The sequence below is a fragment of the Pseudoalteromonas sp. XMcav2-N genome, from assembly GCF_024124545.1.
Taxonomy (GTDB): domain Bacteria; phylum Pseudomonadota; class Gammaproteobacteria; order Enterobacterales; family Alteromonadaceae; genus Pseudoalteromonas.
Window position 1 is genome coordinate 39,798 of record NZ_JAMXSF010000023.1, and the last position, 23,468, is coordinate 63,265.

Below are 23,468 nucleotides of genomic sequence, written 5' to 3' on the forward strand. Positions count from 1 at the left end.
GGTAGGTAATCGCGGATCTGAGGATGTTGAAAGCAATTATAGGGCTGTGGATAATGCTGATACCGCTGACTATATGGGCTGCGACACCGTCACAGATCATAGACAAACTGCAAGAAGCAGAAGACTACCTGACAGTTGACCCCGCCACGACTCTTTCATTATTGGAGCAGGTTGACCAAGTTGAAGGCCTGCCCACGTCTTTGTTTTTACGCTGGCACCTGATCCGCTTACGGGCAGCCGTACCCACCCATCAAATGAAAATGATGGAATATTCGTTGGAGGCCATTTTCAAGCATCACACCCACCCTTACTTTATAGAAAAATTACCTACCGCCATGAGTGCGTTGGGGATCTGGTTGCGTCGTCATGAATATCTGAATGATGCCAGGCTCAGTCTGGAGTGTGCCTACAAACATGCGCAGTCAGAGCAACAAAGGCTGATCCTGACAAACAGTCTGGCCCTGGTGTCGCGTCAACTGGGTGATTATGACAAAGCTCGGCGTTTGTATGGAAGAGCAAACAGTATTGCCGATAAGGCGGGTATCACCTCTAAAAATGGCATCATCGCCAATAATTTGGGGATTATCGCGCTGGAACTCGGCAACGTGGCAGAGGCAGAGCGCCAGTTTCGAAAAGCACTGGCCAGTTATCAGGAGATAGATAAGCGCTCCGGGCAGATCTCAGCGGGGGTCAATTTACTGTTCGCCTTTATTATTCAGGAACAATTATTGAACTATCAGCGCCTTTACGGACCTACGTCCAGGCTGACCGAGTCTTTCCCCAATGAGACCAAACAAGCAATGTTACTATGGGTTAATGCTCGGTTTATGCAACTGGAAGGTTATCCCGTCAGTGAGCAGACCAAAGCCAGTCTCAAACTGGCATATACGCAGCTGCAGGATGATAATATTCGAAGGCTGGTATTTCAGCACCTTGCAAAACCGCTGGGCGTAGATGTTCTGCTACCAAAACCTGTGGTAGTCAGACAATTCGAACGCAGCTGGTACAACGTAGTCAAAGCCTGTGACTGGCCAAAAGCCAGTTAGTGCTCAGGAGCGTATTTGTAACCCACGCCGTAAACCGACTCAATGAGATTTTTATCAGGCGCGATAAGGCTGAGTTTCTTTCGTATGTTTTTTACATGGGTATCGATATTGCGATCGACAATGTCATCCCCATCGGGGTAAGTCTGCTCAATGAGCTGAGCGCGGGAAAAGACTTGCTGTGGATGACTAAGCAGTATGGTCAGCAATTTAAATTCACTGGGCGTGAGGTCCAGCGGTTGTGTCTGGTAGCTGGCGGTAAACTGGGTCTGGCTGATAATAAAACCACCGACTTTCAGCTCGTCGCTATGACTGGGCGTAAAGCGACGCAGAACGGTTTTAACTCTGGCCATCACCTCGCGAGGACTAAAAGGCTTGCAGATGTAGTCGTCGGCACCGAGTTCGAGTCCAAGCAGGCGGTCTATTTCATCTTTTTTGGCCGTGATCATGATCATGGGTACATCGCTGAACTGGCGGATCCGTCGACAGATACTGAGCCCATCTTCACCCGGTAGCATGAGGTCTAAGAGGATTAAATCGACCCGGTTGCTTTGCAGATAATCAACTACCTCATCGCCACGCACCATATGTGTGGTGCTATATCCCGCTGCCCGGGCATAAGCAATGAGCACTTCTGCGATATTGGACTCATCCTCGACAATAAGTAGTTGTTTTTTGGTCATTTTGCGTTCTCTTGTTGGCGATATGGGAGACAGACAGTGACACACAATCCACCGAGTGACGAATCTGTCAACGTGATGGTGCCCTGATGGGCCTCGACTATGGTTTTGCACAGGGAAAGTCCAAGTCCACTGCCGCCATAACTGCGGCTTCGTGAAGGCTCGACTCTGTAAAAGCGTTCAAATAACCGGACTTTTTCGTCGTCCGTGACACCTGGCGCTGAATCTTCGATGCGAATGATCACCCGCCTGCTCTCGTGGGCAATGACGACCCTGAGCTGACCACCTTCATCAGTGTAGCGCCTGGCGTTCTCAATCAGATTACTGAACAGCTGATGCAGGCGCGCTTTATCGGCAACAATACATCGTGGTGTCAGGGTCAAAGCATGAGTCAGTGAAGTTAAATCCAAAGCGATTGAACGTTCGGCGAATTTACTTTCAAACCCCTGAATAAGCTGCATAAGTAGTGGTAAAGGGTCGACTTCAGTCATGGTATAACGATAGTTACCTACATCGGCACTGGTCAGCTGATACAGGTCGTCCACCAGTCGGCTGAGGTTGTCGACTTCACTGAGCAGTAAGGCTGTTTTACTGGCATCCATGGAAAATACGCCATCTTCAATGGCAGTAAGCTGGGTTTTGAGTACGGTCAGAGGTGTCCGCAGTTCATGGGAGGTGTCTGACATCCATTGTCGGCGATTTTTTGCATTGTCTTCCAGGGTTTGTGCCAGCTGGTCAACGCGCCCGGCCAGAACACCAAGTTCATCACGCCCACTGTGGCCAACACGGCTGCTGTAATCCCCTTGCATGAGTTTATCCGTGCATTGCATTAGTCTGCCAATGGGTTTGCTCAGCAGTTTGGATATCACCCAGGCCATCAGTAATGCTAACAGCAAGGCTGACAGTGCGATCCATAGGTAATTGGTCAGTTGCTGGCTGATAAATGCGTCATTGCTGATTTGTCTTGTTTCGCCAGGGTCGCGCACTCGCGCGGGATCCCAGCCAAGCCAGCCAATGAGTTCACCGTCAAGTTCCAGAGCTTGTTGATAACGATTGCTTTGTAATCTGGGTTTACCCTCTATACGTTGCTTGTTGCTGTCGTACAGGCTGATCCGTTTGCCAGTATCAAAGTAGCGACGCTCGCTGTGCAGCTGTGAGTTAAACGCGCTATCCCGGCCGACAGGACGGCCGTGTTGGCCAGGTTGTGGTTGCATTAATTGCTGCCACAAGCGCCGGTTATGTCGTAACTTTTGCCAGCTGCTTTCCCTTTGATAAAATGCCAGCAAGCGCGAGCGGGTTTGTTCCACATGACTTTGCTCACTGTGCTGCACTAAGGTTGCAAAGTCACTGGTCAGGCTGCCGGCAGTAAGCCCCAGCTGGATCGCAATGATTGCCATATTGGTGAGCACAATGGCCAGAAACAGTTTGGCAAATAGATTCAAATGTGACTCCTGTGCCCGTTGTCATGAAAAAGAGAGTGTACCCGTCTCAACACCCATACTTCTCTATTTAAAAGAAATATGAGCCGTTTTTCCTGCGCTCAGCATGCGATATTGTGGCCGCGTCACACTGAGGTGTACGGGCCCCAGTGACGGCGGTAATGTCAGACTGACCTGTTCGATCGTTTGCCCTGCGTGAGTGTGTTCTCCGAGCAGGATCAACTCCGCCTGTTCAGGATGATGCTTCGAAGTGTGCAAGCTTTTCAATTGCAAGGCAACCATGGTGTTATTAAGGTGCAGTTTTGTCATGGTTTCAAGCAGATGAGCAATAAAGCTTTGTATCTCCTGAGAGCTCTGGTTGGGAGGCATGACGGCGGTGGTGTCTCCTAACAACCAGGCTTGCGGGTTTTGCAGCGTGTGCTGCCAGTGTTGCATATTGACCTGTAAACGTAGCTCGGCCTGACCGTCACGCAGGGTCAGCCTGGCTTTATTATTCTCTAATACATGTGCTTTAGCCGCGCTTAAGTTGAATAAGACACTGATCAACAACATACTTATCAGATATTTCATATCATTCCTCCTTGCTTATCTGCAGAAAGTACCGGTTTCAACAAGGCCACCATTGCTGACTGTTTTCTGCTCAAATTGATAGCAGTTATCCTGACCTGTTATTGGCGTGTAGTTGACATAATATTGAGTGCCCTGATGGGTGTACGTCATACTGCGTGTGCCATCTGACAAAATGGTATGCGTCAGGTTGCTTACACCGCCCTGAGGCGGAGTCAGGTTGGCACGCATCTGTGGATTGTCGCCTGTCAGAGGGGCCACACGTGGCAGGATTTGTGTATTTACTTCTCCCATTAAACACTGAAAGACATAGGGAGCCTGTTCTGAAGTGTGATATCGATAGCCATATTCACTATCGGACTGGCCGTTACATAGATCCAATGTGCCAGAGGCAATGGCGCTGCCGTCCGGGTTATTATTGCCGTACAAGGGGTAGCCATCATAGCCCCAGCCAAGGATTGCGTCATCTCCCTGGTTGGTCATGGCAGCTATCATACAGGTTGGTGCTGCATGGTAGTGATAATCATCTCCGCGACCGGCATGGCCTCCGCAATTATCAAGCTGACCCAGGGCCTTGGTATCAACTGCGGGATCATACTGGTAAAGATCTAACTCTCCCTGGGCAGAATAATCGTAGATAGGCACACCATTGACGGCGACACCCAGTGCAGCGTCTATGGTTGTCGGGGTGTTACTGAGTTGTCGGTCGAGCCGGATCGGGGCTGCGTAACCGGGGGCCGGTACCGGGATTTGTTCATTGGTTCCTGTTATTCCATTCATCAGGTCGTGGTCTGGATATGTGTCGGATGTGACGTATGCATAGTCACTATCGCAAGTAACGGCGACATCACTGAACCCTGCATTGCTCACAGACTGCTGAACCTGCTCACAGACACTGAGCGCGACATCTGGAAAGCGGTTTACACTGACAGTTAACGTCGTACTGTCGAGAGTAAGCGTGTTGATTGCAGCCATAAAAGCGGCTCTGTCCACGACTGCACTCTGATCCAGTGAGAGGCGCTCAGACAACGCGTAGAGCGTAAATGTGTAGTAGTGTGTGCCTGGGTTGTCAGGGCAGGGGGGCGCATAGGTTTGCTCACCATTGACACTGTTGTTGCCAAGTACACCGGACGAGTCTCCCGTGGTAAACGCCTGTACATCGTTATCTATATGATAAACCAACCAGTGTAGCGTTTGCGTACTGGTTTCCATACTGAGAGCAAACTCCTGAGTTGCCGCTGGCGCGCCTTGCCAGCTCAGTGGGGGAGATAAATTGTCGCCATCACAAGTATAGTTGACAGGTAAGGCTGCCTGGTGAATAAATGCTGAGCTACTCAGGACAAATGTGGATGATTGAGATGAATCCTGATTGCTGTCGTCAGAGTTATCACTGGTGTTCCCTGAGCCATCATTTGCAGCGTCCTGAGCTGTATTGCCTGTATCCGATGTGACATTGCTCTGATCTGTGGTGGCAGAGTCGGATCCTGAGCCACAGGCACCCAGCACAGTACAAAGCGTAATTAAAAGTAGTTGTTTCATGTAGACCTCGAAAGCCGCTGTTGTCTTAGTATTCAGTCTAGACAGCAATTGTGGGGATAAAATAGCCAAGGTCTAAATTTACTAACTTATATTAATTAGTGACTTAGAGAGTTTTCCGCATGTGTCTGGTGCAACTGTGTGGAAATTGTGTGGTTTATTAAAAAGGTTTCAGTGTGCACAGCATCGAATATCTGTTGTGCACAACACTATGATCAGGCGCGTATTTTGTCAAAATGTGCCGATAACAGGTCGATAAAATGTCGCACTTTGGGAGAGAGGTGACGGCGGCTTGGATAAACGACATAGACGTTGACGTCTGGCTGTGGGAAGTCAGGGAACAGGGGCACCAGTTGCTGCTGTGCCAGTAAGGTGTCCACATAAAAGGCGGGCAGGCGCGCAATACCGATCCCGTCACGCGCCATCGCGGTTTGCATATGACCATTGTTACACAAGATCCGTTGTCGAACCTCAACATGGAAAATACCGCCCTGCTTATCTTTGAAATCCCAACGATCCGGCGTTTTGTGATTGCTGTAGCAAATACTATGATGCTTTTGCAGCTCCTTTGGATGATGTGGCTCCCCGAAACGATTGAGGTACTGCGGGCTGGCAACAACGTACGTTTTGCAATGGTAAACGCGTTTGCAGATCAGGCTGGACTCTTCCAGTTGCGGGGTTGCCCGAACAGCCAAGTCGTAGCCGTCAGCAATGACGTCAACGGCTTTGTCTTCCAGATCCCACTCCAGTGACACATTTGGATAGCGGTTCAGATACTCAGCTAATACCGGTTGTAAATAATCGGCACTAAAAGCCACCGGACAGGTGATCTTTAGGGTGCCCCTTGGGATATCGTCAGTCACATTCAGGCGTTGTTGTGCTGCCTGAGCATCCTGGATCAGTTGGGTACAGTTTTGATAATACGACTCCCCTTCTGGCGTCAGTGCCAGTGTTCGTGTGGTTCTGTTCAACAACCTCACGCCCAGACGTTCTTCCAGCTTGGCAATCACTTTGCTGACATGTGACGGAGAGTGCCCCAGCTTCTGGGCTGTAGCAATAAAGCTTTTATTTTCGACGACTTCGGCAAAGATCTCAATGCCCTCAAAAAGATTGTTATTCATTTGGAAATAGTGACTTTACTTTTGCCATATTAATTATTATTAAAGCCTAATATACACTGGTTGTCATCAGCTTGAGGTGAATACAAATCAAGTCATCACCCTGAGTAAACTCTTATTCTACTTTTTTTGATTTATTTTGAGAGGGTAATACCATGAAAGTTTTAGTATTTGCAGCCAGTAACAGCCGTCAGTCAATTAACCAGCAATTAGCCAGCTATGCAGCTTCGTTGATCCCCAATGCCGAGGTAGAAGTACTTGACCTGAATGAGTATGAAATGCCGATTTACAGCATTGAGCGTGAAACTGAGGGTGGCATTCCAGACGAAGCGCAGCGTTTTTACGCAAAAATTGGAGCCGCGGATGCGATTATTGTGTCATTTGCTGAACACAATGGCAGCTATTCAGCCGCTTATAAGAACCTGTTTGACTGGACATCTCGCATCGATATGAAGGTATATCAGAATACACCAATGCTGATGATGGCAACGTCACCGGGCCCTGGTGGTGCCCAAAGTGTGCTGGGAGCAGCGGTGGCTTCTGCGCCTTATTTTGCTGCGGATGTTAAAGCGAGCCTGTCAGTGCCAAGCTTCTTCGATAACTTTGACCTCGAAGTGGGTGAGCTGACTAACCCTGATATCAAACAGGCGCTGGAAGCGGCACTTAAGTTGCTCCACTAAACTGCGCTAAGTAACACTGGGTATTTTCAGCAGGCACGTGTATCAGCGCACATGTGCCTGTTCGATTTTTATCCTAACGGATTCATTCCTATAAAAAAGTGACTTTTGGGGGTTTTCAAAGGTAGAAAAATCTTCTAGTATCTTTGTCGTCGATTTGGGGCTATAGCTCAGCTGGGAGAGCGCTTGCATGGCATGCAAGAGGTCGGCGGTTCGATCCCGCCTAGCTCCACCAAATCTCTAATCTACTATTCTTCTCTCATTCATTTTTTGCTTACGCTTTGATTCTCTGCTTTAGTACTTATCCTCAGTACGTGACATTTTTGTGATATTCAATCAATGGGTGAATAATGAACAACTTACTATCTAACCTTCCCGCTGATCTCAGCGAAGAAGTATTTCAGACGTTACTGTCCCATGACCAGCTCAGGATTGAGCGCATTGTCTCTCAAGGGCATACTTCGCCACCGCAAGGCTGGTACGATCAGGATGAACACGAATGGGTGCTGGTTTTACAGGGGACAGGTGAACTGATGTTTGAGGACGGTCGGGTGACACGCCTGTCAGCCGGAGACTATCTGAATATTCCCGCACATTGTAAGCACAAAGTCAGCTGGACCGATCCCGAGCAGGAAACGGTCTGGTTAGCCATTTTTTACCGCTAACCATTTGTCCAGCACAGATTTGAGTTGCTCCAGCGCAATGGGTTTACTGATGTAATCGTCCATCCCTGCAGCGAAACAGGCTTCGATGTCTTTGATAAGGACATTGGCGGTCAACGCGATAATCGTCAGCTGCATGTGCTGAGGCATACCGCGAATGGCTTTGGTTGCTTCTATGCCGTCCATATTGGGCATGTGCATGTCCATCAGAACCAGATCATAGTGCTCTTTTTCCAGCTGTTGTAAAGCCTGCTCACCATCGGTGACTATGGTGACACTTAACCCCAGTTTTTCCAAAATAGCCTTGGTCACAATCTGGTTTACCGCATTGTCCTCAGCTAACAGTATATGGCCATGTAGCTCTCCAAATGTCACCTGGTCGCTGTCCTCAGAGTAGATCAGGCAGCAGGGCGCCACTGGCCAGTTAAAGTCAAACTGGCTGCCTTCTCCCTGTACTGACTGGCAATTGAGATGACCCCCGCATAATTCAATGATCTGTTGACAGATGCACAAGCCCAGGCCCGAGCCACCATAGCGTCGGGTTGTGCTTTCGTCTTCCTGATAAAAAGGATTAAATATATGGGAAAGCTTATCCTCGGCAATCCCAATGCCACTGTCCGAGACGGCAAACCTGAGCATCACTTGTTCCATGTTGCCGATATTCTGAACTTCAAGTCGAATAAAGCCTTCATGAGTAAACTTAATGGCATTGTTCAGTAAGTTAAGCAGTACTTGTTGTAGGCGATGTTTGTCGCTGACGACCTCTTTTGGCACAGTATCACCAATAACCAGTTGAAAACGAAGCCGTTTTTCAATGACTTTTTCGCTAAACAATTGTTCCAGGTGATGTAAAACGGCATACAAGTCAAACGGTTCAAAGTACAGTGATACCTCACCCTGATCGAGTTTAGAAATATCGAGAATATCATTGAGCAGGGTAAGCAGATTCTGTCCTGATTCGTTGGCAACCCGGATAAGGGTTTGTTGCTCTTCACTGAAGTCGTTTTGTTGATTGAGTAGCTGCAGGGTGCCCAGAATACCATTCATGGGTGTACGTATCTCGTGGCTCATGTTGGCCAGAAAACGACTTTTTGCGCTGGCGGCTTCTTCTGCGGCAATTTTGGCCAGTTCCAGCGCCTGAGTGCGCTCTTCGACTCTATGTTCCAGCTCCGACTCTCGCTGATACACTTTGTCGCGCATCTGTGCGAATGCAAGGCTGAGTTTAGCCATCTCATCTTTGCCACGGGTTGACAAAGACACGCTAAAATTACCCTGCGTCAATGCTTGTGCGGCTTTGGTCAGTTTAGCGATAGGCTGATAAATACCGTGTGAAAAACGCCACACAACCAGCAACGAAATGACCACCGCAAATCCAAGGATAATCAGCAGCTGCTGACGTAATGCATATACAGGTGCAAACACAACATGCTCGGGTAAGGTCAGGGCGATACTGTAACCTGCAGACTTTACCGGCGCATAAAAAATATAAGACCTGGGTTGAGTGGCGGTTTTATCTAACTGGGCATAGCCATTAAAACCTGCGATCATTTTCAGGCCAATCTCGCGTAGTTGTGGGTTAGCTTCTTCGGTGACCTTTAAACGAATAGCAATCTTTTCGCCAATGTCATTCACGACAAACTTGCCCTGTTCACGTTTTAGCTGGATTATTTTGTCTGGTAGCCAGTGATACATATAAATGCCTTCCTTAGACACCAGCATAAAACGTGCATTGTCATAAAACTGATAGACAACCTGCTGTGATACCTCCTGAACCAGGCGATCTATTTCTCGCCAGGGAATGCTGCCACCAAGCAGGCCTGCTACTCTGCCGTCGTTTGCGAGTATCGTTGCGGCGACCACTATTTGCTTGACTCCCGTGGTGTAAGAGACCATGGGTTCAGAAACATAAATTTCAGCGCTTTGATTGACGTTGCGGCCAATGGTTTCCTGCCAGTAGTCGCGACGGGTAATGGTTCTCTTGCGGGCTTGCGGTGAAGTGTCATCAAATGTTCTGAGCATATTCTGAAAAGGATTGCCGCCCTCGGTATTATGAAAGCTCCCGTCGGGACGTCCGAGAATAAACTTTTCATAGGTTTGCTGATAGAATGCTTTCTCACTTTCCAAAATGGGCGCTATCTGAGCGAAGTCCATGGCTTTGAGGGTGGGCTGGCGCGCCAATGCTGCGACCTCGCTCTTGCGTTTAGCGAAATAGCGGTCGAAAATCGCGGCTGCGTTGTAGACTTTAGCCTGGGCAGCGGAAATGCTCAGACGCTTTGCCTGCTCGGTACTGTGTAACATAGCCAGCGAAAAGATCACCAGCATAGGAGCCAGTGCGGTTAAACCCAGTATGACTGTCAGGCGCGTTTTTAATTGCATAGGGTTGATTAAAAAGCTTCTTATCTCACAAGTTTAGACAAAATTTGACGTTGCACCTCCCGTTGTCGGAATTTTATTGTTGTGCCTGTTTGGTCCCGGTGGACTTTTTACGGGTGCATACAAGCCTGTATTAGCTGCGACTGAGTTCACGGTTTCTTTATTCCATATCAAGTCAGGTATCGTTAATAAGTGCTACCTTAGCAAAGTGTTTAGTTACTAAGAGTGGTACTAAAGCGTGATGTTGAGGTCTTTGATTTGGGTACTTGCTATTGGCTCGGCCTGTGTGGTCGCTGAGCCGATATTACCTTTGCAAAGTGTCGCCACCGATGCGCGCAAAGTTGCACTTGGCAGACAGTTGTTTTTTGATACCCGTCTGTCACGTACGAACGATATCAGCTGTGCTTCTTGTCATCAGCTATCGAGCCACGGGGCTGACAACTCAGCCCGTTCTAAGGGGGCATTCGGGCGACTGGGAGAGGTTCGTGCGCCTACAGTATACAACTCGGTGTTCAATATTCGTCAGGCATGGGATGGCAAAGCCATTGATTTAAAAGCGCAGGTCACACTGCCAGTAGAAAATCCCAAAGAGTTTGCAACCACCTGGCCTGAGTTAATCGCGACACTCAATCAGGATCAAGCGTTCAGAGCTGCATTTACTCAGGTATATCGGGCAGGGCTGTCGAGCGATTCAATCAGTGACGCCATCGCCCATTACGAGCGCAGCCTCATCACTTTAAATGCCCCGTTTGATTTATGGCTGCAAGGTAAAGCCACTTTGTCTGAACAAGCACAAGAGGGATATCGTCTGTTCAAATATTATGGCTGTATCAATTGTCATCAGGGGAAAAATGTCGGGGGCAATATGTTCGCGAAAATGGGCACTTTTGGTGATTACTTTGGCGATCGTGGGACGGCCATTGAGCCCTCTGATTATGGTCGATACAACGTCACGGGTCGCGAAGAGGACAAGTTTACCTTTAAAGTGCCTGGTCTCAGAATGGCCGCCAGACAAACATATTTTTTCCATGATGGTAGTGAGCAAAGCCTGACTGGGGCGATTAATACCATGGCACGTTATCAACTCGGGCGTTCGCTCAGCGAAGCCGAGTTGGCAGCAATAGCCGCATTTCTGGAAAGTTTAGTCGGACATCACCAGGAAATGGATCAATGAAGCACAAAGTAAAAATCAACCTCCCCGTTATTGGTCAATGCTTGCTGATGTGCGTGCTCACGGCCTTGATGGTGTATTTTTTCCGCGCCCACGTTACCACTGGTGAGCGGCAACATGAGCAGGTATCACTGCTGTTTGATGCCAAATCTATTGATGCCAAACTAGATAAGTTCGCGCTGGCACTAAGTGTCGGCAGTTTGCGTCAGTTTGATGAGTTGCAGCAACTGGACAAAACCTTGCGTCAACTGACCGACAGGCAGCAAAGTGGCCAGGTTGGCGTCGAATATCAGGCGTATCTGAAGTTGTTGAGCCATAAAATGGCCCTGATGGAGCAGCTAAAAACACAAGCAGTCGGTATGCGAAACGGGTTGACCTACCTGCCTCTGGTATTAGATGAAATGATTACGATACAGCATCCTCAGGCGTTACTTGCCAGTACCATATTGGCCAGCCTGGTTACTTCTGGTCAGCCACTTGACGAGGTATTACTGGATACCCGGATCCGGATGCTGGCCCAGGCAACTGACAGCAATGAGAGTTTTGCGTTACTGAGCCGCCGATTCGTCAATCATATCCAGGTTGCCGTGCACTATTACCGTGAGGTGCACAAAACTCGCCAACAGTATCTTGCTATCGACAGTAAAGCTGCGTTTGCCAGCCTGTATCGGGCCCAAATGGATCTGCACGCTATGCAGTTGCAGCAAACAGGCACATTGAGTGAGCAATTGTTTGGCCTGGCGGTGGTGCTCTTATTGATGCTGTTGTTTATTTTACAGCGGCTCAATAAAGCAAAAAATCACGCGCTGCAAGCAAGCCAGTTACTTCACGACGCCATTGAACGATTGCAAGAAGGGTTTGCGCTGTACGACAGCGAAGGAACACTGACTCTGACCAATCAATGCTGGTTGCGACATTATGGCGTGTTATCAAAAGCGCAGTTTCCGCAAACTCTGGATGACTGGCATTTGCGAAAATCCGACTTTGTTCATGAGCAGAGCGAGACGCCGCAGCGCTTACAAAAAACCGCACAGGGGCGCTGGCTGCAAATCCGTCATGCCCGAACGGCAGAAGGTGGGTATGTATACATAAGCGTTGATGTCACCGAGTTTAAAGAAGTAGAGGCAGAACTAAAAACCGCCGCAGCCGTGTATCAGGCAACGCAGGAAGGGATCATGACAACCAATGCCGACCTTGAAATCACAGCGGTGAACCCGGCTTTTACCCGCATCACGGGGTATCAGGAGCACGAAGTACTTGGGAAAAAGCCAAACTTGCTCAGTTCAGGTCGTCACGATACACGGTTTTACGAGCATATGTGGCAGACGCTCGAAACCAAAGGAGAGTGGGCAGCTGAGATTTGGAATCGCCGAAAAGACGGTACCATTTATCCGGAATGGCTTGCGATCAGTGCTGTTCAGGACGAACAGGGTCAGGTGCAGCAGTATATTGCTGTGTTGTCTGATATGACAGAACGCAAAGAGCAGGAAGCTAAAATTGCCTATCAGGCCATGTATGATGCATTGACTGGGCTGCCAAATCGACGCTTATTACTGGACAGGATCTCTCAGGACCTGAAACAAATTGAACGACAGCCACATCTGAGTGCGTTACTGTTTATTGACCTGGACCGCTTTAAACGCATTAACGATGCAATGGGGCATGACGCGGGTGATAATTTGCTGCTCGAAGTTGCCAACCGGCTTAATCATCTGGTGCGTCGTACGGACACACTGGCACGCTTTGGTGGCGATGAGTTTGTGCTGTTGCTCAGTCAGATCAGCGATGTTGAGGACGCAGCAAAAGTGGCCGAGAAAATTCTCACATCATTAGCACAGCCATTTACTATTAACGGGTTTGAGGTGATCAGTGGCGCCAGTATCGGCATTGCCATTATGCCAGATGATGCGCGCGAGCAGCAGGAGATACTGCGCCGCGCAGATTTGGCGATGTACAAAGCCAAAGAAAGTGGTCGTAATCAGTATCACTATTTCGCACCTTCTATGCAGCAACAGGTTAACCGTCGTGTAGAGCTTGAGCAGCTGCTTCGCAAGGCCATTGCTAATAATGAGCTGGCGGTATTTTACCAGCCAATTATCGAGCTTAAGTCGGGTCAGCTCTATGGATTCGAGGCACTGACGCGTTGGCGCCATGAGGGGCAGTACATAACCCCTGATGAGTTTATTCCGGTTGCTGAAGAAAGCGGCTTGATCTCTGAGCTGGGTGAGTGGATGCTGACCCAGGCTACCTCAGACATTGAGAGGTTGAATCGTTCACTCAATCTCAATTGCTGTTTGTCGGCAAACATATCCAGCCAGCAGTACCGGCTGGGTTTTAACGCGACTACATTACGCCATATTTTGCGCCAGACCGGGTTTGCACCCGGCAATCTCGCGCTTGAGATCACAGAAAGTATTTTGCTGGATGACGATGAAGCTATTCTGGCCTGGCTAGAGGGGCTCAGGGCTACTGGCGCACAGCTGTCTATCGATGACTTTGGTACGGGCTACTCCTCGCTGAGTTATTTACGCCGCTTTCCGATCAACACTATCAAGATCGATAAGAGCTTTATCCATGAGTTTGCACACGCGCCGGATTCGCAAAATTTGGTGCGCGCAATCTTGTCGATGGCCGCCAGCCTGGGCTTATCTGTGATTGCAGAAGGAGTGGAGCACGTTGCACAACTGGAGGGCCTCAAAGAGATGGATTGCGATCTGGTACAGGGTTATGTATATGCAAAACCGATGTCACTGATGGAGTTGCAGCTGTGGTGTGGGGAGTTTTGCCAGGATCAGGCTAAAAATCTCGCCTAGCATTAAAGATACAGGGGATCCAAAATGGCTTGATTGTAAGCTGGTGGCCTGCGGTAGGTGAGTCGTGCCTTGAAATTGGCGGGTAGCGGCGTGCATTGCTGCGAATTTTGCGTGTTGTATAGCCAGATCCGCCCCTCTTTTACAAAGTAATAGGCTTTTTGTCGGCACACCTTTGCCAGCCGAGCTGCTTTATTCTGTGAGCAGTTGACCAGTACACTTAACTCGCGATAGCCGAGAGCGGGGCTGCAGCCCCACATGAGGTGCATGTCGTAGCCTTTGCGCCTAAGTGCCGAATATATAAGTCGCTGGCACTGAATGTTATTTTTATAGCTCTGCTTCATGCCATTTGGGTTCCATAAACTGATGATTGCTCCATCAGGTGACAGAGGTAGTGTGCCGCATGGGCGAAACCAGACGTCCAAATATAGTTGCCAAAGGTTTTCGTCAATCAGATTTTGCACAGCTATGTCCTGATTTTTTCACAATGGCTTCACAGTATCAGCGCTACGGTGAGTCTGTCCAAACAAAGGAGACTTAATGATGAAGAGAAAGCTGATAGTTGCATCCATATGGTCACTGATGAGCACTACTTTGCTGAGTACGGCTTATGCCGCAGAGCAGCCACATGTGCTAATGGTACTGAGTAGTTACGGAAAGCAGGTTGATGGTAAAACCACCCAGCCTGGCTTTGAGTTTGACGAATTAAGCAAAGCGTACCAGGTTTTTAACGACAACGGGATTAAGATCACACTGGCCTCGCCTGGAGGAGGTCAACCCCTTGCAGATGAATACAATAAAGAAAAGTCGTATAACCAGGCATTCTTAAACGATCCTCAGGCGATGAGTGCTCTGACCGACACGGTTAAATTGGCGAGCCTGCAAGGTCAGGCATTTGATGGGGTGTTTATCGTCGGTGGCAAAGGCCCAATGTTTGATTTACATAAAGACGCCGAGTTGCAGCGCCTGATACGGGAAATTTATGAGCTGCAAGGCGTGGTGGGTGCGGTTTGCCACGGACCCGCTGCACTGGTGGATGTCACGTTAAGCAATGGTGAATATCTGGTAGATGGTAAAAGAGTCAACGGTTTTACCAATCTGGAAGAAGACGCTTTTGGCAAAAAGTGGCGACCTCAGTTTGAATTTTTACTGGAAGACAAATTAAAAGAGCGGGGTGGTCAGTTTGAACAGGATGGCCTGATGCTGAATCAGGTGACCATAGATGGCCGTTTGATCACCGGTCAAAACCCGTTTTCAACAGCAGATACAGCCGCTGCTATGGCCAGAGCAATGGGTGTCGGTGACGTCAAAGAACCTGCTTATAAAGATGATCAGAGTGTTAAACTGGCTGAGCTCATGTTCACAGATAAAGCCGCGGCGGAAGCGGAGTTTAAGCAATCGCCACAGAGCTATGATGTGCAAATGCTTGCCATGATAGGGGTCTATCAGGCGAAGTATGCTAAAACGCAGTTGCAACTGCACAATGCCATTGAATTGATGACGTTTGCCCAGTCTCAGTTTAATCATCCCATGATTGAACTTACGATTGCGCAGTCCTATGTCCGACAAAATGATTTTGCTCAGGCAAAGTCAAGCTTGTTAAAAGCACAGAAAGCCTATCCGGACAATGACAAAATTAAAGCCATGCTCGCAACACTATAATCCAATAAAACGACCACAAAAACAGGGTAAACGCGCCAGTGTTTGCCCTCACGTCTACAACTATGAAATTTACTAATAGCTGAATGCCTGGTTACTTTATGCTCATTGTCACTAATAACGGTATAAAGGCTGGGAAATAAAATGCCCAGCGCAGTCTTATACCTTAATTTGTATCTTTTTTGTTTTATATTTGTGTTTTAGTTGATCTATGTGAACAAATCCTTGCAGTGTGCTTACGATAACCTATCATTTTTTCTATTAACAAAAGTCATGTACTTTCATCGCAAATTGGATTTTAAAAAGCCTGGTCAGGCGCTACACTAACCTTGCTTGATAACTCAAAACGTCAAAGGAAGTGTGTCTATCATCATGAAGTTAAATGATAATTATGATGCTGACTTTAGCCGTGCAGTATTTGGGCCCTATGAGCTTCACAAAAGGAAAAGGTTGTTAACATATTGTGGTGAAAGCGTGCGGTTGGAGCCTCTTATCTATGACTTATTAGAATATTTTATCTGTCATAGAGATAGGGTGATTGGCCGGGATGAATTGTGCCGGGAGATCTGGCAACAAGAGTATGTCGACAACAATGCCATTAACCGGGCTGTTTCCGAGTTACGGCGATGTGTTTCCAAGCACAAACTTGGAGTTGACGTGATCAGAACGCATTATCGCAAGGGTTATAGCTTCAACCTGATGGTTGAGCTGGATCCCAGACCAAACCCGTTCCGTTGGATAGCTAAGTGGTTTCATCAGGCTGTGCCATGCAAAGAACAGTGATCAGTCAAACGTCTTGTGGGCTAGCGTCGCTCACGCTGGTCGTGCTTAATAACTAGATGCATTGGGCTAGTAGCCTCATAACTAAACCAATGTGAAATCAACTATGCGTGCTGGTGGCGGGTTAATTTTATCGATTTTCCTGCCCACATTAAGCTGCTTAGTATGTTATTACTTTTCCTCTCTTTCTTATTCATCTGAGTACGCAACAGGTATTCCTCTTCTGGCGTTTACTATTTATCTGACTAGATTCTTCGGTGACAAGCTTGTCATTAGCTGTTTGATGGTTTAAAAAAGGGCCGTTAATGCGAAAGGAACTAATCCAGTGTTTAAGATATCAGGTACATCATATGCCTGCCGCGAAGCCAGGCAACAAGATATTGCCAGGATGAGTGAAATCCGTTTACGGGTTACGGAGAATAAGCTAACCGACCCTGGTAAGATCACACCGCAAATGTACCTGGAACACATAACGGGACAAGGTAAGAGCTGGGTGTGTGAACTGAATGGTCAGATAGTTGGGTTTTCATCAGCGGCCAGTGAGGACGGGTCTATCTGGGTATTGTTTATTTTGCCTCAGTTTGAAGGGCTTGGTATTGGTAAAGCATTGTTATCACTTGCTTGTGACTGGTTGTTTAGTCGCACACATGAGGAGATCCGTTTGTATACGGAGATCAATACGCGTGCAGATGGCTTTTATCAGGCACTGGGTTGGTCCCGGGGCGCTGAAGATGACCTGGGCGATGTGTCTTTTACACTGCACCGTCACACTTTTTACGATAAAACCAGGGTGTGATAAACTGGATAAAATCAAAGGACTATTCAGGTAACGTTATGGCACCGCCACTTCAACAACTGACTCACTGGTTTTGTGCTTTACCGCAGGGCCACAGACAAGTGCTGACTGACACATTAAGCGGGGTCTTTACGGAATTAAATCACTGCCCGACACCTTTAAAAGAACAGCGTCTGGTTGAGTTATTGACCCAGCAGACCAGTAATATAAATCTGTTCGCCCTTATCCTTAATCTGCGTACGCATATTGAGCATACGTTTACATCGCAAACCGACCCACTCCCCAAGCTGACGACAGCGCAGGATCTGCTTTTTTATAGTCGGGCACAGGATGCGAATATGCTGCGAAAAATTGCCGATGAACAATGGCATTGGCAACAATCACGTGATTCCTGGCTGAAGCTGAAACAAGAGTATCTGTCTTTGCAGTATGTACGTCGCTGGTTGCACACAAACTGACCTGGTTTTCACATTGCTTTCACGAATTTCGCGTTAGCTTTTTTGTTATATTCCGAAGAAAGTGGTGGCCTGCATGGCACAAGTAAAAGTACTGCTGATTGAAGACAATCAGGATCTTAGCCTGAACATAGGTGAATATTTTGAGTCGCAGGGCGCGGTCATCGACTTTGCTTACACCGGTGAGCTGGGTGTGCAACTTGCATTGGAACAATTTTACGATTGTGTGGTCCTAGATGTGATGCTACCCAAAATGGATGGATTGGCTGTCTGTCAGCAACTCAGAGCAGAAGCCAATCGCCATATTCCCATCATTATGCTCACTGCCCGCGATACGCTTGATGACAAACTCAACGGTTTTTCTTTGGGGGTAGACGACTATCTGACCAAGCCTTTTGCCCTTGAAGAGTTATGGGTGCGTTGCAATGCACTGGCAAAAAGACACTTGCTAAATAGTGAACACACACTTTCTTTGGGGCGTGATGAAAAAGCGGTATCACTTAATAGTCAGACTCAACATATTGAGCGTGCCGGGTGTGAGGTAACGCTTCAGCCTATTCCATTTAAAATTTTGCGTTTACTGATGGAACATCATCCTCGCGCGCTGAGTCGCAGTGAGCTGTGTGACAGGATCTGGGGAGATGAACCGACGGATTCAGATGCATTGCGCTCGCATATTTATCAGCTTCGCAAAGCGATAGACAAGCCATTTAGCAGTCCGATCATCAAAACAATACACGGCATAGGGTTTGCTCTGGATATAGAAGGATAATTCTGTATGAAAGCCACTCAGTTACGAAATCGGATTGTCGCCTTTTTTGTCGGTATTGCGTTATTTATTAGTGCTCTGTTTGGGGCGGCAAGCTTTTTGTTTGCGTACAGTATAGAAGACAGGTTTTTTATTTATTTGCTGGATGATGAGGCGCAGACCGTTGCTGCGCAACTTGAATCAGGCCTTGAAGCCAGGCCCAGGCTCGACTTTATTCGCTACTACCCTGAAAAGCATGATTTACCGGCAATTATCCGGGAAGTGCTTGATGAAGAGCCTAATCGGATCGAGTTTAGCGGTGAAAACGACAACCATTACCATCTTAAGCAGATACCCGCAGGCTATTTACTGGCTGAAGTCAGTGAGCAGCTGGTGGTGCGTAAGATCAAAGGTGGCATGCTGAAGTTTATTCTGGTGCTGTTTGGCGGTGTTCTTGTGCTGGCGTTGATATTGGCTTTTACTTCCCTGATGATGGCAAAGCGCCTGATCAAACCGCTGGATACTTTGGTTAGAATTGTAGAAGACGCGCCAGTAGAGCGCTTGCCGCAGAATTTCTCCGGGCAGTTTGTCAATGATGAAATTGGTGCATTCGCAAGAACTCTGGAGCATGCCTTGTCTCGTATTCGGCGCTTTATCAGCCGCGAGCAGGCATTCACTCGGGATGTGTCCCATGAGTTAAGAACACCAGTGGCAATTACTCAAAGCTCACTGACTTTACTCAGACAAACACCACTAACCGACAAGCAAGCAGAGCTGGTAGGTCGGATTGCTGATGCTCAGCATCAAATCACACAAAGCCTGGAAGTCTTACTGGCATTGGCCCGGGAAGAAACCTTAGCTGATGCGAATACCCGCGTGTTACCTTTGGTCGAACAGGTTATTTTAAGCCAGGCAGAAAAAATTGCTGGTAAAGAGATAGAGGTCGAAGTTGACATCGCAGCAAAGTTGGAGTTACCCATTGCCCCCAGTGCATTGCGGCTGTTGCTTAATAACCTGATCGGTAATGCATTTACCCATATCCGTAGCGGCGTAGTCACTATAGAAGGACACGCACAGTCAATTATGGTATCGGATACTGGAGAGGGTATTGCCCCTGACCTGTTGAAAACGCTGTTTGAACCCGGCGTAAAAGGTCCCGAAAGTGAGGGGATGGGTATGGGGCTCTCCATGGTTAAGCGCCTGTGCGAAAAACTCGACATTGAGCTGAGTGTTTCCAGCTCAGATTCAGGCAGTGCATTTTGTCTGAAGTTTCCTGATGGAGATAACCAGATCAACCAATAGCTGAGTCTTTATTTTCTCACATGATGACATTGGGTATCTAGCAAACCACTCAGTCACTTCCAAACAACCCCGTTACTTCCAAGCAGCCCCGTCATCCCGGACGCTTGCGAGCCGGGAACTATCTAAACACTATGCTGCAGTGTCGCATTGTAGAGGAGCCTCACAAACCACTCCGTCATCCGGAAAGCGAAGTCATGAGGTGTTTACCCGGCGTTATCTGTCACATGTTGTAGTGGTTGAAAAGATCCTGACACATTGATAAGAGATAATAACGGTGGTCTGTCGCCAAACCATTCAGAAGATAGATACTGGCCACTATAGATTTGTGAATTTATGATTGAGTGTCTACAAAAACTCCGAGGCTAGATTAGTTCAATGATTTAGGAAACAACGCCCAGCATGAGTAGCAAAGGTAATTTCATGAGTATTCCATTTAACAAAAGTAGTGCTGGGTGCATAGACAGCATTTGGGCTGTTGTCCAATAACATTATTACGCCCCAGCTTGTTCAAATTTTACGTATTTGTGGCTTTAGTAGTTGCAACTGTTTGTTTACTTTAAGTTTATTCCGTGGGACCATGAGGTAATGTAATACAGTCTGTTTTGTCGGTTGATGTTCCGACATGTTGGGATAGAATAAATTGTTAGGCATACGGAATATGAATCGAGTTAAATCTTACATTGTTGCAACCCTCCTGCTATCAACCGTCGGGTGTAAATCAACACCAGAGAAAGAAGATAAAGGTCTTGCTCTACGAAAATCAACGCCAATTCAACTGTTCATGGGAACATGTGTGATCGGTCGAAAAAGCCCAAAGGCTCTAGAGCAATCGGCTAAAAGAGAAGGTTTCGTAATCGCACCTGAGGAAATTGCTCAAAATTATCTAAAAGGCAACGCAGGCAAAGCATGGTATTTGAATAATGACGAGGGTAATTTCGGGCTTGCATTACTAAAAAATAAACTTTGTTCTGTATTCATACACCAAGGAGAGCCAAATACAATTCAAGCTAGCATGGAAGCTTGGTTACCACCTAAAGGCAGTGGTTTTACTTATAAAAAAGAATTAGTTTCTCAATCAGGTAGCCTAACTACAACTTCATATACTCTATATCAAGGTAACAGTTTTCTAGAGCAATGGGTAATCACAGTAAATAGAGCTAAGCCTAGTAACTTGGTTGCGATAATGTCATACCAAGGTGCTTAGTATGCCTAACAAATTAATTAAACAGTGGACGCAAAACAGTAGGCTTGTGCTCCTCCGTCGCTTATTTTAGTCTACTATTTTTCTCATTTTATTAAGGCGTTAGGTGAAATTGTAATTATGCGAAATCCCTTGGTTATTTTATCTATATTTATTTTCTCTCTATATGCACCTTTATCCAAAGGTGCTCCCAATGACCTTATAGGAATATGGATAATTAACCATAACAGTGAGCATGTGGACTATAGTTTCATTGAGTACCAGGCCAATGGCGACAAGTGTGAAATTGAATTTTCATTAGTTAATTCTCTAGATGTGACTCTTTATTGGAATAAATGGCGGTTGGAAAATGGTGTCATACATTCTTCCATATACAACACCACCTCATTTATTGAATATGGTTTTGAGATCGGAGACAAAATAAATACTTTAAACAAAAACGAGCTTTTTGTGGATATGGTTATTCCTGAAGGTGATTATGAAACGGAATATCATTACAAAAAACATGGCGCTAAGTCAGGTCAAATCTGCGATACAGTGAGAAAGTTTTTTAAAAATAAAAGTAAAGAACCTGCTAAATAGTTTACACCTAAAAAGTGCCTAAACCACGGGCACAAAACAGCAGGTTTTCGCTCCGCCGTCGCTAATTTTTCCCTGCTTAGGCAAGCCTTAGATATCAATTTAAAAATAAACATACAGAGATATATGAATAAAAAACATTTATTAATGACTATTGTAGCTTTAGCATTATCTGGTTGTGCTGCTTCCGGAAAACCTAAAGAACATTTGATAAAAGAAAAATTAAGCGTTGAGGAAGCCGCTCTAGTTCATCCAGCTCATATTCCAAAAGGGCTTATGCTCATAACATCTGTTGGCGACTTAAATACTTATGGTTTTGCATTTGGTTATGCGGGCTCAGTCTATGTACCTCCAGGTGAATATGTTCTAAGTGTTGAGCTGAGCTTTGATTTTGCGATTCAAGATTTTGGTGGCCCGGCTTGGACTATTCCGGACGACCAGAAGTGTTACCCTTTAGACGGAATCAATCGAAAGGATTTTATATTAGTTCAGAAAGGCTACTCTAGTCCTTTAGCACAACTTGAGGGTGGCAAAGCATATCAAGTTCGCTTTGGTTTTGACCGTCGAGACAACCAAGAGCCTGTTCCATGCACATGGGTTGAAGTACTTCCAAATAATTCGAATCTTGAGAAACAAGATGTCTAACAAGCCCCCCAAGGCTCAGCAGTTAAAGCTGCTTGGACCTCCGCTGCGTCGCTTATTTTGTGTTTTAATAGCACAAAATAATCAACACAGCCCCGGCCCCTTAGCTGAGCGCTATATTCAATGGGGGCGTCTGTGATTTTGAACTTAATCTATTTTGTTTTATCACTATTTTTTACCTTTCTTGTATATGAAAGCTTACCGCGAAATGGATGCCATTCTAATGGTGTTTGCATAGATTTTGATTCTTTGGAGTTAGCGGGTATCTTGTACTTCTTTTTGGCTTTGTTCTTTGCAGTTTTGTGCTTAAAAAGGCTTTTTAATAAGGCAACGTATAAAGAGCTAAATGATTACAGTGCAAAAGATTTAAGTGATATTGATGGTTAATTGCATATAACAAACGCTTTAACCAAAAAAGACGCAAAACAGTAGGCTTAAGCTTATTTTCCTCTGATCTTGGCTCGGTGTACCACGCCAGTGAAGCGAAGGAAGGCTAGCGTACCTTGGAAGTATAGTCGTTATGGAAACACTTACTATTTTTGAATCTCCTGTTTCGGGAGCCTTAGGTGTATATAGATATTTTTTACTGACTGGGGTTATTACTGCTGGTTATGTATTGATTCAGCACTTCGTATATAAAGAGCGAACGCTGAAGTTAACCGTTTTTTATTCATTCTGCCTTTTTACTTTTTTCTATCTTGTCGCAAATTCACAACAAAAGTTTTATAAGGCTGTGGTGAGAAACAACATCGTTATTCTATTTTACCCTTCGAGTGAGGTGTATTTGGACATAAATGATGTAGAGAAAAGCCAGTTTAGATATAGAAATTATAGAAATTCCAGAGAGGTAACGTGTCGGATTTCGCTTATTACGCACGACAAGCGATACAGTAGTGGAGAAAAAGACAGTGGCTGTAAGCAGATGTCGAAGCGTATTAATAAACTTCTTGAAAAGAGAGCTGAACAAAGGAGTTTGCCATGAATCGCAAGGCTTTTCATATTTTATAATGAGCAGTAGGGTTGTTAAGCTAGGCTCGTATGCACGGCGGGATCACACTTTGTAAAAAGGCTTTAACACCCGCCGCTTTTCTGATCTAATAACACCCACTTTTATCACCATCTACTTGTTAATTATGTCATTATTTAGCCACCTTGAACTTGTTGAAGATAAGCGTTCTTCTATCAATCAACATCATGATCTTACTGATGTTTTGTTTCTTATCATTTCGG

Annotated in this window: 23 protein-coding genes and 1 tRNA gene; 17 read left to right on the plus strand and 7 right to left on the minus strand. The window is 46.6% G+C overall.

Features of this window, described 5'->3' with window-relative positions; all coding sequences use genetic code 11:
* The first annotated feature begins 23 nt into the window (after nucleotides 1-23).
* A complete protein-coding gene (locus NH568_RS21865) occupies nucleotides 24-1,046 on the plus strand; it encodes a tetratricopeptide repeat protein (RefSeq protein WP_253110212.1) in 1,023 nt (340 codons plus the stop codon).
* On the opposite strand, the gene NH568_RS21870 is transcribed toward NH568_RS21865, so the two are convergent.
* From NH568_RS21870 to NH568_RS21890, 5 genes are all read right to left on the minus strand, one after another.
* The gene (locus tag NH568_RS21870; RefSeq protein ID WP_253110214.1) at nucleotides 1,043-1,726 is read right to left on the minus strand and encodes a response regulator; all 684 of its coding nucleotides are present in this window, start codon (nucleotides 1,724-1,726) and stop codon (nucleotides 1,043-1,045) included. The genes NH568_RS21865 and NH568_RS21870 overlap by 4 nt on opposite strands.
* The gene (locus NH568_RS21875; RefSeq protein WP_253110216.1) at nucleotides 1,723-3,165 is read right to left on the minus strand and encodes an ATP-binding protein; all 1,443 of its coding nucleotides are present in this window, start codon (nucleotides 3,163-3,165) and stop codon (nucleotides 1,723-1,725) included. The genes NH568_RS21870 and NH568_RS21875 overlap by 4 nt, the downstream gene beginning before the upstream one ends.
* A gap of 63 nt (nucleotides 3,166-3,228) precedes the next feature.
* A complete protein-coding gene (locus tag NH568_RS21880; RefSeq protein ID WP_253110218.1) occupies nucleotides 3,229-3,732 on the minus strand; it encodes a hypothetical protein in 504 nt (167 codons plus the stop codon).
* Nucleotides 3,733-3,747: 15 nt separating this feature from the next.
* Nucleotides 3,748-5,268, minus strand: coding sequence for a YHYH protein (locus tag NH568_RS21885; protein WP_253110220.1), 1,521 nt, complete (start codon nucleotides 5,266-5,268; stop codon nucleotides 3,748-3,750).
* Nucleotides 5,269-5,480: 212 nt separating this feature from the next.
* Nucleotides 5,481-6,386: a LysR family transcriptional regulator gene (locus NH568_RS21890; RefSeq protein ID WP_253110223.1), complete on the minus strand. Its 906-nt coding sequence runs from the start codon at nucleotides 6,384-6,386 to the stop codon at nucleotides 5,481-5,483.
* A gap of 152 nt (nucleotides 6,387-6,538) precedes the next feature.
* Between NH568_RS21890 and NH568_RS21895 the strand changes: the two genes are divergently transcribed.
* The 3 genes from NH568_RS21895 (at nucleotide 6,539) to NH568_RS21905 (ending at nucleotide 7,725) form a co-directional block, all read left to right on the plus strand.
* A complete protein-coding gene (locus NH568_RS21895) occupies nucleotides 6,539-7,063 on the plus strand; it encodes an NAD(P)H-dependent oxidoreductase (protein WP_253110226.1) in 525 nt (174 codons plus the stop codon).
* A gap of 156 nt (nucleotides 7,064-7,219) precedes the next feature.
* A tRNA-Ala gene (locus tag NH568_RS21900) sits at nucleotides 7,220-7,295 on the plus strand.
* A gap of 115 nt (nucleotides 7,296-7,410) precedes the next feature.
* Nucleotides 7,411-7,725, plus strand: coding sequence for a cupin domain-containing protein (locus NH568_RS21905; protein WP_253110228.1), 315 nt, complete (start codon nucleotides 7,411-7,413; stop codon nucleotides 7,723-7,725).
* Here the strand turns inward: NH568_RS21905 and NH568_RS21910 are convergent.
* On the minus strand, nucleotides 7,705-10,098 hold the full coding sequence (locus NH568_RS21910; protein WP_253110231.1) for a response regulator: 2,394 nt from the start codon (nucleotides 10,096-10,098) through the stop codon (nucleotides 7,705-7,707). The genes NH568_RS21905 and NH568_RS21910 overlap by 21 nt on opposite strands.
* 238 nt (nucleotides 10,099-10,336) lie before the next feature.
* Between NH568_RS21910 and NH568_RS21915 the strand changes: the two genes are divergently transcribed.
* Together NH568_RS21915 and NH568_RS21920 are read left to right on the plus strand one after the other, a co-directional pair.
* Entirely contained in the window at nucleotides 10,337-11,269 is a 933-nt protein-coding gene (locus NH568_RS21915; RefSeq protein ID WP_253110270.1) for a cytochrome c peroxidase, read from the plus strand.
* A complete protein-coding gene (locus tag NH568_RS21920) occupies nucleotides 11,266-14,079 on the plus strand; it encodes an EAL domain-containing protein (RefSeq protein WP_253110234.1) in 2,814 nt (937 codons plus the stop codon). Before NH568_RS21915 ends, NH568_RS21920 begins: the two co-directional genes overlap by 4 nt.
* A 2-nt stretch (nucleotides 14,080-14,081) precedes the next feature.
* Here NH568_RS21920 and NH568_RS21925 read toward each other — a convergent pair whose 3' ends face one another.
* A complete protein-coding gene (locus tag NH568_RS21925) occupies nucleotides 14,082-14,540 on the minus strand; it encodes a DUF3293 domain-containing protein (protein ID WP_253110237.1) in 459 nt (152 codons plus the stop codon).
* A gap of 76 nt (nucleotides 14,541-14,616) precedes the next feature.
* Between NH568_RS21925 and NH568_RS21930 the strand changes: the two genes are divergently transcribed.
* From NH568_RS21930 to NH568_RS21980, 11 genes are all read left to right on the plus strand, one after another.
* The gene (locus tag NH568_RS21930) at nucleotides 14,617-15,738 is read left to right on the plus strand and encodes a type 1 glutamine amidotransferase domain-containing protein (RefSeq protein ID WP_253110240.1); all 1,122 of its coding nucleotides are present in this window, start codon (nucleotides 14,617-14,619) and stop codon (nucleotides 15,736-15,738) included.
* Between the two features lie 369 nt (nucleotides 15,739-16,107).
* Complete coding sequence (locus tag NH568_RS21935) at nucleotides 16,108-16,518, plus strand: winged helix-turn-helix domain-containing protein (protein ID WP_054013635.1); 411 nt, start codon at nucleotides 16,108-16,110, stop codon at nucleotides 16,516-16,518.
* A 322-nt stretch (nucleotides 16,519-16,840) separates the two neighbouring features.
* Complete coding sequence (locus NH568_RS21940; RefSeq protein WP_253110243.1) at nucleotides 16,841-17,311, plus strand: GNAT family N-acetyltransferase; 471 nt, start codon at nucleotides 16,841-16,843, stop codon at nucleotides 17,309-17,311.
* A gap of 38 nt (nucleotides 17,312-17,349) precedes the next feature.
* Nucleotides 17,350-17,769, plus strand: a complete 420-nt coding sequence (locus NH568_RS21945) for a hypothetical protein (RefSeq protein WP_253110246.1) — start codon at nucleotides 17,350-17,352, stop codon at nucleotides 17,767-17,769.
* A 73-nt stretch (nucleotides 17,770-17,842) separates the two neighbouring features.
* Nucleotides 17,843-18,538: a response regulator transcription factor gene (locus NH568_RS21950; RefSeq protein ID WP_253110249.1), complete on the plus strand. Its 696-nt coding sequence runs from the start codon at nucleotides 17,843-17,845 to the stop codon at nucleotides 18,536-18,538.
* A 6-nt stretch (nucleotides 18,539-18,544) separates the two neighbouring features.
* On the plus strand, nucleotides 18,545-19,816 hold the full coding sequence (locus NH568_RS21955) for a HAMP domain-containing sensor histidine kinase (protein WP_253110252.1): 1,272 nt from the start codon (nucleotides 18,545-18,547) through the stop codon (nucleotides 19,814-19,816).
* Between the two features lie 658 nt (nucleotides 19,817-20,474).
* Nucleotides 20,475-21,020 (plus strand): hypothetical protein, encoded by a 546-nt coding sequence (locus tag NH568_RS21960; protein ID WP_253110255.1) that lies wholly within the window; start codon nucleotides 20,475-20,477, stop codon nucleotides 21,018-21,020.
* A gap of 117 nt (nucleotides 21,021-21,137) precedes the next feature.
* Entirely contained in the window at nucleotides 21,138-21,599 is a 462-nt protein-coding gene (locus tag NH568_RS21965; protein ID WP_253110258.1) for a hypothetical protein, read from the plus strand.
* Nucleotides 21,600-21,722: 123 nt separating this feature from the next.
* Nucleotides 21,723-22,241 carry a hypothetical protein gene (locus NH568_RS21970; protein WP_253110261.1) on the plus strand — a complete coding sequence of 173 codons (519 nt, stop codon included), beginning with the start codon at nucleotides 21,723-21,725 and terminating at the stop codon, nucleotides 22,239-22,241.
* Between the two features lie 132 nt (nucleotides 22,242-22,373).
* The gene (locus NH568_RS21975; RefSeq protein ID WP_253110264.1) at nucleotides 22,374-22,625 is read left to right on the plus strand and encodes a hypothetical protein; all 252 of its coding nucleotides are present in this window, start codon (nucleotides 22,374-22,376) and stop codon (nucleotides 22,623-22,625) included.
* A gap of 133 nt (nucleotides 22,626-22,758) precedes the next feature.
* Complete coding sequence (locus NH568_RS21980) at nucleotides 22,759-23,220, plus strand: hypothetical protein (RefSeq protein WP_253110267.1); 462 nt, start codon at nucleotides 22,759-22,761, stop codon at nucleotides 23,218-23,220.
* The last annotated feature ends 248 nt before the right edge of the window (nucleotides 23,221-23,468 follow it).